Source organism: Paenibacillus sp. RC67 (assembly GCF_030020805.1).
Classification (GTDB): domain Bacteria; phylum Bacillota; class Bacilli; order Paenibacillales; family NBRC-103111; genus Paenibacillus_S.
This window is the reverse complement of the sequence record NZ_CP125098.1, coordinates 4641273-4653240: the sequence shown is the minus strand read 5'-3', so window position 1 is coordinate 4653240 and position 11968 is coordinate 4641273. Positions and strand designations below refer to the sequence as shown.

General features: G+C 45.4%; 16 protein-coding genes. 13 read left to right on the top strand and 3 right to left on the bottom strand.

Features of this window, described 5'->3' with window-relative positions; translation table 11 throughout:
* Positions 1-36: 36 nt before the first annotated feature.
* The 3 genes from efp (at position 37) to QMA13_RS21350 (ending at position 2647) form a co-directional block, all read left to right on the top strand.
* Complete coding sequence (gene efp, locus QMA13_RS21360; RefSeq protein ID WP_028548793.1) at positions 37-594, top strand: elongation factor P; 558 nt, start codon at positions 37-39, stop codon at positions 592-594.
* A gap of 224 nt (positions 595-818) precedes the next feature.
* Positions 819-1253, top strand: coding sequence for a VanZ family protein (locus QMA13_RS21355; RefSeq protein WP_282943486.1), 435 nt, complete (start codon positions 819-821; stop codon positions 1251-1253).
* A 137-nt stretch (positions 1254-1390) separates the two neighbouring features.
* Entirely contained in the window at positions 1391-2647 is a 1257-nt protein-coding gene (locus tag QMA13_RS21350; RefSeq protein ID WP_282935754.1) for an aspartate kinase, read from the top strand.
* A 2-nt stretch (positions 2648-2649) separates the two neighbouring features.
* Here QMA13_RS21350 and QMA13_RS21345 read toward each other — a convergent pair whose 3' ends face one another.
* The 3 genes from QMA13_RS21345 to comA form a co-directional block, all read right to left on the bottom strand.
* The gene (locus tag QMA13_RS21345) at positions 2650-3114 is read right to left on the bottom strand and encodes a DUF441 domain-containing protein (RefSeq protein ID WP_282935753.1); all 465 of its coding nucleotides are present in this window, start codon (positions 3112-3114) and stop codon (positions 2650-2652) included.
* A 71-nt stretch (positions 3115-3185) separates the two neighbouring features.
* Positions 3186-3926 carry a 2-phosphosulfolactate phosphatase gene (locus tag QMA13_RS21340; protein WP_282935752.1) on the bottom strand — a complete coding sequence of 247 codons (741 nt, stop codon included), beginning with the start codon at positions 3924-3926 and terminating at the stop codon, positions 3186-3188.
* Positions 3927-4027: 101 nt separating this feature from the next.
* Positions 4028-4861, bottom strand: a complete 834-nt coding sequence (comA, locus tag QMA13_RS21335; protein ID WP_282935751.1) for a phosphosulfolactate synthase — start codon at positions 4859-4861, stop codon at positions 4028-4030.
* A 167-nt stretch (positions 4862-5028) separates the two neighbouring features.
* Between comA and QMA13_RS21330 the strand changes: the two genes are divergently transcribed.
* The 10 genes from QMA13_RS21330 to accB all read left to right on the top strand — a co-directional run bounded on the left by QMA13_RS21330 (position 5029) and on the right by accB (position 11913).
* Positions 5029-5295, top strand: a complete 267-nt coding sequence (locus QMA13_RS21330; protein WP_282935750.1) for a YqhV family protein — start codon at positions 5029-5031, stop codon at positions 5293-5295.
* Between the two features lie 72 nt (positions 5296-5367).
* Positions 5368-6468, top strand: coding sequence for a stage III sporulation protein AA (gene spoIIIAA / locus QMA13_RS21325; RefSeq protein WP_282943485.1), 1101 nt, complete (start codon positions 5368-5370; stop codon positions 6466-6468).
* Entirely contained in the window at positions 6462-6980 is a 519-nt protein-coding gene (spoIIIAB, locus tag QMA13_RS21320) for a stage III sporulation protein SpoIIIAB (RefSeq protein WP_282935749.1), read from the top strand. The genes spoIIIAA and spoIIIAB overlap by 7 nt, the downstream gene beginning before the upstream one ends.
* 124 nt (positions 6981-7104) lie before the next feature.
* Positions 7105-7308 (top strand): stage III sporulation protein AC, encoded by a 204-nt coding sequence (gene spoIIIAC, locus QMA13_RS21315; protein WP_079910804.1) that lies wholly within the window; start codon positions 7105-7107, stop codon positions 7306-7308.
* Between the two features lie 16 nt (positions 7309-7324).
* Positions 7325-7714: a stage III sporulation protein AD gene (gene spoIIIAD / locus QMA13_RS21310; RefSeq protein WP_282935748.1), complete on the top strand. Its 390-nt coding sequence runs from the start codon at positions 7325-7327 to the stop codon at positions 7712-7714.
* Between the two features lie 26 nt (positions 7715-7740).
* Positions 7741-8982, top strand: coding sequence for a stage III sporulation protein AE (spoIIIAE, locus tag QMA13_RS21305; protein WP_282935747.1), 1242 nt, complete (start codon positions 7741-7743; stop codon positions 8980-8982).
* 30 nt (positions 8983-9012) lie between these two features.
* A complete protein-coding gene (gene spoIIIAF / locus QMA13_RS21300; RefSeq protein WP_282935746.1) occupies positions 9013-9750 on the top strand; it encodes a stage III sporulation protein AF in 738 nt (245 codons plus the stop codon).
* Between the two features lie 34 nt (positions 9751-9784).
* Positions 9785-10420: a stage III sporulation protein AG gene (spoIIIAG, locus tag QMA13_RS21295; RefSeq protein ID WP_282935745.1), complete on the top strand. Its 636-nt coding sequence runs from the start codon at positions 9785-9787 to the stop codon at positions 10418-10420.
* Positions 10421-10460: 40 nt separating this feature from the next.
* Positions 10461-11252, top strand: a complete 792-nt coding sequence (locus QMA13_RS21290) for a SpoIIIAH-like family protein (protein ID WP_282935744.1) — start codon at positions 10461-10463, stop codon at positions 11250-11252.
* A gap of 169 nt (positions 11253-11421) precedes the next feature.
* Positions 11422-11913, top strand: a complete 492-nt coding sequence (gene accB, locus QMA13_RS21285; RefSeq protein WP_282935743.1) for an acetyl-CoA carboxylase biotin carboxyl carrier protein — start codon at positions 11422-11424, stop codon at positions 11911-11913.
* The last annotated feature ends 55 nt before the right edge of the window (positions 11914-11968 follow it).

Genomic DNA, 11968 nt, shown 5'->3' with positions numbered 1-11968 from the left:
GGTCTTCTGCTCACATTTTTAGGGAGGTATTTTTCAGTGGTATCAGTAAACGATTTTAAGACAGGCTTAACAATTGAAGTTGACGGTGATTTGTTCACTGTAATTGATTTTCAACACGTAAAACCAGGTAAAGGCGCAGCTTTCGTTCGTTCCAAATTGAAAAACCTGCGTAACGGTAACACCGTTGAACGTACTTTCCGTGCGGGTGAAAACGTAGGTCGTGCACATATCGAAAACCGTGAAATGCAATACCTGTATGCAAGTGGTACAGAGCATACTTTCATGGATACAGAAACTTATGACCAATTCAGCTTGCCAGCAAAACAATTGGAATGGGAATTGAACTTCCTGAAAGAAAACATGATGATCCATATCATGAGCTACCAAGGAGAAATCCTCGGTATCAACCTGCCTAACAGCATTGAGCTGAAAGTTGTTGAAACAGAGCCAGGTATTAAAGGTAACACCGCTACAGGTGCTACAAAAAGCGCTAAGCTTGAAACTGGCTTGAGCGTTCAAGTTCCTTTGTTCATTAACGAAGGCGATGTATTGCTGATCGATTCGCGTGAAGGTAAATACATTTCTCGCGCCTAGTCTTTGTTAGTTTCGAAAACCTGCCATTGCGGCAGGTTTTTTTGTTTTGAAATGAAGAATCTACAGACTGAAGTTTTGTAGCAGGAAGTTAGGCTCTTATCAGGAATTTTGTGGTATTATTTTCCCTAAGGAGCGTTGTCGTTTAATAATAACTCTTACCTTATTTTTTCAAAAAGGTGCTGATTCCATTGAGACAGATCTTGCAGTTAAAGTCGTTAATCAGGATGGCTTGGCTTCTCTTCTTTTCGTATACCTTGCTGATGATATACTTGCTTTTTTTCGGGTTCTCAAGAGGAGCTCGTACAGAAAGGCTGTACAATCTGACACCATTCAAAACGATTTGGAGCTATGTAGCGGATATTCAATATTATAACTTGGATATCTGGGTTATTAATTTGTTTGGCAACGTTGCTGCGTTCGTACCGTTCGGATTTTTGATTCCTTGTTTATTCCGTTCTTATGCAAAATGGTACAAGGTAACGAATCTGTTATTTTGGGCATTGTTATTGGTAGAAACCATCCAGTTAATATTCAAGGTAGGCAGTTTCGATGTTGACGATATTATGTTAAATGTAATAGGTGGGCTTATCGGGTATTATATGTATGCATTAACGGTAGGGCGTAAGAGACAAGGCCTAGAATGCCGTAATCATTCGTGATTTACCAAAAGGGAAAAAAAGGCAGGGGAATGGGATGTAGCGTGGGATAATCCGACATTTTTCTACTTCAACCTTAGGCGTTCTTATGGTATAATGATACATTGTTATGCAAAAGTTTCGGTAGGGAGTGAACAGCTTTGTCTCTTATAGTGATGAAATTCGGCGGCAGTTCCGTTGGTGATGCGGAACGAATGAAACGTGTAGCCAATCGTGTAGTAGAGAGACAGCGGGAAGGCAACCAATGTGTTGTTGTCGTTTCTGCCATGGGTGATACAACAGATGATTTGATAGACTTGTCGAAGCAAATTTGTTCGGTAACGCCTCCTGCACGTGAAATGGATATGCTGTTGACTACAGGCGAGCAAGTGTCCGTAGCTTTGCTGTCCATGGCAATCCAAAGCTTGGGTCAACCGGCTCTTTCCTTTACCGGATGGCAAGCGGGTATGTACACAGAAGCTGTACATGGAAAAGCAAGAATTACAGATATCCAGCCAGAAAGAATCTTGAAGGCTGTAAATCAAGGCAATGTTGTTATTGTAGCCGGATTCCAGGGAATGACTACGGAAGGTGAGATTACGACGTTGGGCCGCGGTGGTTCCGACACGACGGCTGTTGCTTTAGCAGCTGCAATCCAAGCGGATGTATGCGAAATTTTCACCGATGTAGACGGCATTTACTCGACGGATCCACGTGTAGTCAAATGTGCGCGCAAGCTTCCGGAAATTACGTATGACGAAATGCTGGAGCTGGCTAATCTGGGTGCTGCGGTGCTGCATCCGAGAGCTGTTGAGTATGCTAAAAATTACAATGTGCCGCTGGTCGTCAGATCCAGCTTTAACCATAATGCAGGTACGAATGTGAAGGAGGAAGCAGCGATGGAGCAAGGAATCGTTGTTCGTGGGATTGCAAGCGATAAGAATGTGGCTAGAATCAGTATCCTCGGAATAGAAGAAAAACCGGGGCAATTGGCTAAAGTATTTACGGCTTTGGCTAAAGCACAAATTGATGTGGATATTATTGTACAGAGCGGCATCATGAACGGACAAGCTGACTTTTCCTTCACTGTATCTCTTACGGATAAAGACAGAGCTTTGGAAGTTATTCAAGGCATCCGTTCCGAAGTGGGCTTCCGCGAAGTTTCTTCTCAGGAGAATCTTGTTAAAGTATCCATCGTCGGCGCAGGTATGGTAAGTACGCCAGGAGTAGCTGCGAAAATGTTCGAGGTTATTTCTGATCTTGGTCTTAGCATCAACATGGTAAGCACTTCAGAGATCAAAACCTCTTGCGTCATTGATAACAGCCGCTTAAACGAAGTAATCCAAGCTCTGCACACGGCATACGGCTTGGACACAGATCAAACGGTATATGTTGGCGGACCTCAGGATCGTCGCTAAGATCACTTCAACTTGTCGAACATAAAGGTAAATAGCTTCAATAAGAAAGCGGTAATTCCTGCGGCCATTAGCGGACCGACAGGAATTCCTTTTAGAAAGATAATCCCGAAGATAGAACCGATAACAAGGCCCACAACCAGTTGTGGGTCTATTTTTAACAGCTCCAATCCTTTTCCATTCATGTAGGTTGCTATGGCGCCGCCAAGAAGTGCTAAAATCCCCGGCCATGTCGTAAACATGCTGGTTATATCTTTATAAGTGATCCGTTGGCTGGCAAACGGAACAAGTACACCCATTGTTAAAAAAAGTAGTCCCAGCTCTAATCCTCGACGTTCGATTGACGGCAGATAGCGTTCCAGATGGATTAGTTTTACAATGAGTAGGACACAGGCAGCCGTCGTAATAATGGGCGAGCGCCCTATAAGTCCGATAATAATGAGAACTAACAGTAGTATGTCTCCGTTCATCGTAGGACCCCTTGTCTCATAGACTTCTTTACTAATTGTATGAGGGGGACGAGTTTTTAGAACAAGGAGCTCTATGTGCTATGTTGAGAGACGGTGGAAACGACCAATTTTCCTTCACGGACAATTGGAACTAATGGAATGGTATTCATCTGTGAACAATATTTGATGTCCTCCAGAAACCCCAGCTTACAAAGTCTTTTACCGTTGGAACATTGAAGCAATGCTTCTGTTAAGTTGTGCTGAACGTGACGATAAGCATGCAGCATGCTGAGTCCGAAATCATTGATGCTCAGCTCCGTTCTATACTCCCCAGTTGCATTCAGAAGTTCATCCACCAGTTGACCTGCGCAAACGCCATCCTCGAAGGAGTATACATCCTGTGTACCTGAACAGAGGATGACGATGTCTTTTCTCAAGCTTAAGGCTTCCTCCGCACAAGCCTTCCCATTTAATAAAGAAGCGGCAAGAATGGTTCCTGCTTTTCCGGCTTTTTGAATAGCTCGAGTTCCGTTGGTCGTTGTCATGATCAGGGTTTTGCCTGCAATACTTGCGTCGGTGTATTCCAAAGGAGAGTTACCTAGATCGAACCCAGGAATTTTTTTGCAAGCCCGCTCTCCCCCAAGAATATATCCGGGCTGATACAGCTGTTTAGCTTGCAGTACGGTTTCAACGGGATAGATCGCTTTGCATCCATAGGCCAGCGCAGTCAAAATCGTGCTCGTGGCTCGAAGGACATCGATGACGATGACGGTTTTGTTGACTAATTCATCTGCTCGTGCCTCGTTGACGCTGGGTAATACTGTTATGTCCACGCTTGGTGCCTCCTAAGAGTTTTTGCTAGCTCAAACTGTCTGTGATAGCACACACTGAGTTTTTGTAAAACTTGTGATGAAAAGCAGAGCTCGAATCCAGCTTATATTTCCCAGTTTCCATTGTAATCTGATGCCGTCTCCTGACCTAGATGAAGTGTATCCGATCTCAAGCCTCGCCGAAGAGCCTCCAACGATATCAAATCGGAAGGCGCAACGTTGCCTAAGTGGATGTCCGTACCTAATGTATTCAGCAGATGGACCTGCTGTTCTTTGTGAGGCGCCTCCCATAACAGCAAATGCTTACTAGGCACTTGATTGAGCACCAGTTCGATATCGGCATCTTTGCAGCCGCCGTTCTCATCAAAGATTCCTACGCCTTTGCCTGATTCACGTCCCTCAATTGTAATCAGACTAGCCCCTAGTTCGGAATCGATAACAACGGTTTCGATTAAATCCTCAATCTCGATGGACGAGCCCCAGCATTTTTTGCCATACTCCGTAATCACCGTATAGCCAAGCTCCCGACCACGACGGATCAATTCACTTCGTACGGATCTTTCCACCTCAATAGTACCATCCGAGATCTCCAGTCCATTAAAACCAAGAAAACCGGCCATATCGAAAAATTCATCAACAGCACCTTGACACATAGCGACTTCAAGAAAGGTTCCACCGGGGTATACCAAAATATTGTGCTCTTTAGCCATTTCAATTTTCCGTCTCAACAGAGACGTTGAATAAAGCGGTGATGTCCCGAAACCAATTTTTAGCATGTCAACATAATCTCCAGCCGTCTGCAATAAATCTTCAAGAGCATGAATGCCCAAACCTTTATCGATGACCATTGTTTTTCCAAGTGCTCGTGGTTTGTCAGTACGCTTCCTTGTCGGATCGCTAAGTAGGGGATGCCACTTAATATGTGACGTAACCTCCATGATCTATCGCCTCGCTGTTTACATTTTTTGTATTGATTTTCTGTGTCATCATATGCAATTGGATTTAGGGGTGTGCCCATGATGCCTAAAATGAGACGAGCCTGCATAGATTAATAGAGAAGCTGTCATCAGCTCAATAGATGAAGGATATAAGGAGGGAAGAAGCGGTGATCAATAAAATTGTACTCAGTATGGCCTCTCTGCGATTATTTTCAGGAACTATCGAAATATTGGCTGCCTTATTAATGCTCCGCTTGAATCAGATTGATAAAGCTTTAATGGTGAATACTGGGCTGGCAATGGTAGGGCCTCTCGTTCTATTGACCACAACGACGCTTGGACTAGTAGGACTAGCAGAAAAGCTATCTTTTGGCAAAATGATTTGGGTTATAGCCGGGGTGAGCTGTATTTTTATTGGCATTCTAAAAAAGTAAATAGTCATAATTACATCGGCCAAGCATACACATGATTATGAAAAGATTGGACAGCTTGGGGGGATGAACGAAATGCATTCGCTTCTCCGGCTTTTTTCTGTCCCTCTGCGCCAAAGACTAGCAACTCTACCAGAACAGGTCATTCAAGAAATACAAGAGATTCGAGTTCGGGAAGAGCGTCCATTAGAGATTGTATGGGGACAGAAGTACAGCTTTGTGGCAGCCCTCTCGGGTCTGTGCGAAGATCCTACACTTGCATACAGGCCTACTCGGGAGGATTGCTCAACATTGCTTGAGATGCTGACACAGCATTCCCTCTATACCTTCGATGAAGAACTGCGTCGCGGTTATATTACCGTGCAGGGGGGACATCGGATCGGACTTGCGGGTAGAGCTATTTTGGAGCAAGGAAAAGTCAAGCACCTGAAAGAAATCACGAGTTTCAATATCCGAGTTGCTAGAGAGTTAAAAGGGGCTGGAAGCCACGTGCTTCCATTCTTGGTGGACACCTCGTCAGTCAGCATCCATCATACCTTGATCGTTTCTCCGCCGCAGCAGGGTAAGACAACCTTAATTCGCGACCTAGCAAGACTAATCAGCGGGGGAACAGCTTCAGGCTCGATCTACGGTCTAGGCAGAGGCTTGAAAGTTGGCATTGTCGATGAACGCTCCGAAATTGCTGCATGTGATAGAGGGGTTCCACGCTTTGATCTGGGACCGCGTACCGATGTGCTTGACGGCTGTCCGAAGGCCGAAGGGATGATGATGATGATCCGATCGATGTCTCCTGAGGTTCTAATCGTAGATGAGATCGGTCGACAGGAGGATGCGGCAGCCATTCATGAAGCGATTCATGCAGGGATTCGGGTTATTGCTACAGCGCATGGTCTGCATCATGGCGATGTTCGAAGGAGACCGGTTCTCAAGGAACTGCTCGATGGAGAAGTATTCAACCGGATCGTAGTTCTTAACAAACGAGCTGGAGCAGGTACGCTGGAAGGGGTCTATGATGCCAAAGGAGACCGGATGGAGCTTGCCAAGCCTGTAGAATCGATATCTGAAGCTTCTTTGTCCCGACACGATGTGAAAGACTCATTATTAGACTGGACCGGGAATGCAGCCCTCCGAATCGGTAATTATGCAAAGCGGGGAAAGGAGGATGCCAATTGCTGAAGCTGCTAGGTGCAATGATGATTTTACTATCTGCCACCTTATTCGGTTTTTATCAAGCTCAGCAGTATTCCCGAAGGCCAAAGCAAATCGGCGATGTAATCCGGGCCCTACAAAGATTGGAGACCGAAATCGTTTACGGCCACACCCCTTTGCAGGAAGCTTTGATGAAGGTAGCCAAATCGTGTCCGCAGCCGGTTAATGCGATCTTTCGTCATACGGCGGAGGAGCTGAGTCAAGCGGGAGGGCGTTCTACTCAACAGATTTGGCAGCAGTCGCTGCAGGAGCACTGGAAGCATACCTCAATGAAGGCAGGAGAGCAGGATATCGTTCGCCAGTTTGGCTTCACACTTGGCTTGTCGGATAGTACAGATCAAGTGAAGCATTTGCGCTTAGCCATTCAACAACTGCAGGGTGATCTGGACCGTTCAGAAGAGGAACGCAAGCGTTATGAAAGTATGTGGAGAAGCCTGGGGCTGTTGATGGGAGCTTTGATAGTTATATTGATGTATTAATCTGCAACTGTTACTCAAGCGATGCAGAGTCAGTTGTCAGAGAACTGCAACTGTTACTCAAGCGAAGCAGAGAGACCTTCAACGGTTACATAGGAAGTAAGAGGCTAGGGGTGAGGTGCCACGAATGAACGTAGATGTGAACGCGATATTTCAGATTGCCGGAATCGGGATTATTATCGCGATGATCCATACCGTGCTTAAACAGATGGGCAAAGAGGATATGGCTCACTGGGTTACCTTGATAGGTTTCGTCGTCGTACTGTTCATGGTTGTCAGCCTGCTGGATAACTTGTTCAAAGAAATCAAAACCATTTTTTTATTCCAGTAGACGTAGGTGAGGCATAGTGGAGATCGTACAAATCGTAGGTCTGGGCTTAATCGCTACCATACTGGTATTGATCATCAAGGAACAGAAGCCTATATTCGCCTTTCTTCTGGCTGCATTTACGGGTATCGTCATCTTCTTGTTCCTGATCGGCAAGATCGCATCCGTAATTAAAATTTTGGAGGACCTCGCGACGAGTGCGAACGTGAACATGATTTTCCTGAAAACCATTCTGAAAATCATCGGGATCGCGTATATCGCTGAATTCGGCGCACAGATTGTAAGAGATGCAGGACAAGAATCTATCGCCTCCAAAATAGAGCTATCAGGCAAAATACTGATTATGGTTATGGCGATTCCGATTGTATCGGTCATTATCGAAACGGTGGTCAAGCTGCTGCCCGCTTAAGTATATGGTGCCAGGAGATGACGCAAATGCGGCTCACATTGTCGTACATGGAGAAATGGCTTCGAATACGAGGCGCCAAAACATTACTTGTTTTTATACTTTTTACTAGTATTTCTTTGGTTTCAGACCCACTGGCCTTCGGAATTACCGAAGATACAAGTATCGCCCAGGCTACTCCCGTGGAGCAGATTATAAAGGAACAAGCTGCACGGTTAAATACCGACCAGGTAGAACAGTATTGGAATCAGCTAATGAAAACATATGGCGGGTATTTCCCGGATAGAAAAACGCCTTCATTTATGGAGATGCTTACAGGCGCTAAAGGCTTTGGCATAGGATCTATCTTTTCAGGCATATTACGTTATTTGTTTCATGAACTTCTGTATAACGGCAAGCTGCTTGCATCCATCGTTGTTTTAACCATCTTCAGTATGCTGCTTGAGACGCTGCAAAGCTCATTCGAAAAAAACACAGTCAGCAAAGTCGCTTACGCGATTACCTTCATGGTTCTGATGATCTTGGCTATCAACAGCTTTAGCGTTGCCATAGGGTATGCGAAAACAGCGATCACAGACATGATTCATTTTATGGTAGCGGTCATACCTCTGCTGCTAACCCTGCTTGCTTCGATGGGGAATGTAGTATCGGTATCTGTGCTTCATCCGTTAATCGTGTTCATGATCCATGCAGTAGGAACCGCAATCTATTTGATCGTTTTTCCGCTGCTGTTCTTCTCGGCCGTACTGCATATCGTCAGCTCTTTGACGGATAAATACAAAGTAACACAGCTAGCCAATTTACTGCGAAATGTCAGTGTCGGCTGTCTAGGTATCTTCGTGACGGTGTTTCTTGGAGTCATCTCCATAAGGGGCACGACCAGCGCGGTGGCAGACGGAGTGACGATTCGAACGGCCAAATATATTGCAGGCAACTTTGTTCCTGTAGTAGGGAGGATGTTCTCCGATGCATCGGAAACAGTCATAGGAGCTTCGCTGCTGGTGAAAAATGCTGTGGGACTGGCCGGTGTCATCATTTTATTGATTCTTTGCGCTTTTCCGGCATTGAAAATAATGGCTCTCGCCTTGATATACAACTTGTCTGCCGCTGTGCTTCAGCCGCTGGGAGACAATCCGATGATAACCTGCCTCGAAACGATTGGCAAAAGCTTGATCTACGTATTCGCTGCATTGGCGGTTGTTGGGCTAATGTTCTTCCTAGCCATCACGATCTTAATAACGGCGGGCAATCTGTCGGTCATGATGCGCTAATTACCATTTGGCTAGAGAGGGGTGATCGACATGGAATGGTTAGGCGGTTGGCTTAAATCCATCGTACTCATCATCCTGCTTGCCACGTTTGTGGACATCCTGCTGCCGAGCCAATCGATGCAGCGCTACGTCAAAACCGTTATCAGCTTGTTCATTTTGTTAATCCTGCTCCAGCCTTTACTCTCGATTTTTCAAAAAAATGTTCCGCTCGACCAGCTGCTGGCGGATGCGATGAACACTAAGGGAGGCGGCTTATTCGGATCGAACCTAGCTCAAGGTGATTCCAGCCAAATGGCGTCGCTGGGAAGTATTCAACAGCAGGCGGAGCAATTGAAAGCCCAGCAGGAGCAGCAGTCACAACGGATTGCCCAGCAGCAAATCGAAGATTTGATGAAACGGGGCATCGAACAAACAGCCGCAATGGAAGTGCAGAATGTTAAGGTCCAAACGGCCAAAGACAGCAGCGGACAGCTGCAAATTGTTAGGGTGGATGTCAATGTAACTCCAAGAGAAACGACCACGGCAGCTCCAAAAGAGAAGGGATCGGTGCCAGTGAAAAGTGTCACAATTGAACCCGTCAAGCCGGTTACCGTCCAAATCTCTACCGACAGCAAGACACCACCGGCCAAAGACAATAACGAGCAATCTGCCGCAGTTAGTGCCTATGAGCAGGAAAGGACTCAAATTCGGATGTCCATTAACAAGGAGTGGCAGGTACCGCTCAATCAAATTTTCGTCGATGTAACAGCAGATAAACTGAAGTCATAAGCAGCGCAACCCGATGCTAAGGAGGTGTGAACCGATGGGTGGCTTTATGAAATGGATGGAGACTTGGTTAGGCGGAGGGCCGAACGGAACAAAGCGAGTAAAGACGTTTCGCTGGTTAATCCTGCTGGGGCTTGTGGGAGCAGCATTTATGATTCTCAATTCTTTCATTACAGTGAAGGATGTTGACCCCATCAATGAAGGGAGGGCATCTCCGGACCCGCAGACTCAACCGACGTTTACTGCTTCTGCCAATAAAGAGCGTACAGCTTTCAGAGATTATGAAGATGCGTACGAAAGCCAATTGAAGGACATTTTGACGAAAATCGTTGGTGTTGGCGAGGTGGAGGTGCTGGTGACGATTGATTCGACCGAGGAGGTAACCGTAGAACGGAATACAAAGGAAACCCAACAGGTGACGAATGAAAAAGATCAGCATGGCGCGACCCGTCATATCACCGATGTTACACGCAGCGGCGAGGTCGTTCTATATGAAGTATCGAACGGCAAGCAGCCACTCGTTCAAAAATACATCAAGCCAAAAATAAGGGGAGTCTTGGTTGTTGCTAAAGGCGCTGAGAATTTGACCGTCAAAAAAATGATTACAGAAGCAGTGGAAAGGGGACTGGACGTTCCCGCCAACAAGATTTCTATATTACCCCGTAAGCAATAACAATTAAAATATAAAACCCATTTCAAGGAGGAATAAAGAAATGAATACGAAAAGACAAACAATTTGGTTAGTTTCCATGCTTAGTTTAATGGTCGTTCTGTCCGCTTATTATTTGTTCACGGAAGATGTGAGCAAGCTGGAAATGAGCTCATCAACGACGGCAAACAGTCCTACGGCCAAAGAAATTGTAGTTAACACAAACGATCTGAACGTCAAACAAACACCGTCTGATACTAAATCCGACACGAAAACGGATACTAAATCGAATGCAACCGCACCTGAAGCCAAACAGTCGGGAGCTGTACAACAGACCCCTGATCAAAAAGCAAGCAGCGTGAAAACGGACACCCCATCTAATGCCAAAACAGATACTAAAGCAAAAACGGATACAACCACTAACAGTCAGTCCACTAGTAAAGCAAATGAACAAGTAAGCCCAGCCGACGCCAAAGTACTACAGCAAGTGCAAACACAAGCCAAATCCGGCGTGGACTACTTCATCAATCTCGGCTTGAAGCGTGATGAGGATATCGCTAAGCAATCCGAGAAATGGGTAACGATTCTTTCTGACTCGAAACAAACCCAAGAGGCAGCAGCGAATGCCGCAGCCGAGCTGCAAAAGCTTCAAGACAATGAAACCAAAATATCCAACCTGGAAGAAAACCTGATGAAAGACTTCCCGCAAGCTGTAATTACACAAGAAGCTTCCAAATGGAGAGTGACGGTTCAAAGCAATAAGCTGGAAAAAAGTCAAGCCGTCAGCATTGTCGAAAAAGTAATGCAGGAAATGAATGTAGGAGCAGACAAAATCGTAGTTCAGTATATTCCATAATGTGAGTTAATGAAAAATTCTCGCCGGCTTCCGCCTGGCGGGAGTTTTTTATTGTAATGAGTTCATTCGTCTTGTGGAAAAAGTATGTTACAATAAACTCTTTTCTTCAAGTAAGATTGTGTTATAATAACAACGTCGTTGTTTCACCATCGTTGAAGGAGTGAATCTTGTGTTTAAATTAAACGAAATTAAAGAATTGATACAGCTTATTGATCAAAGCTCATTACATGAATTGGAAATTGAAAGCGAAGGCTCCCGCCTTACAATTCGTAAACCTAATAAAACGGAATCTGTTGTCGTTACAGCAGCTCCGGTTCAGCAAGCTTTTGCTCCAGTTATAGGACAACAGTCCATTCAACAGCCGGCAGTACAAGCTACGGTTACAGAAAGCTCACCAGCGGCATCCAAGCAGGAAGCAGGATTACATACTATCGTATCCCCAATGGTGGGAACATTCTATGAAGCTCCGTCGCCAGGCGCCGCAGTTTTTGTTGCCAAAGGCAGCTCGGTAAAAGAAAAATCGGTTGTATGCATTATCGAAGCTATGAAGCTTATGAACGAAATCGAAGCAGAAATCAAAGGCGAGATCGTCGACGTACTGGTTGAAAACGGTCAGTTGGTTGAGTACGGCCAACCTTTGTTCCTGGTTAGACCTCTTTAAGGTCAAGCGTTTTGCTTCTGGCAAAACATCAAGTCATGCTTACGACGTTAGTTTT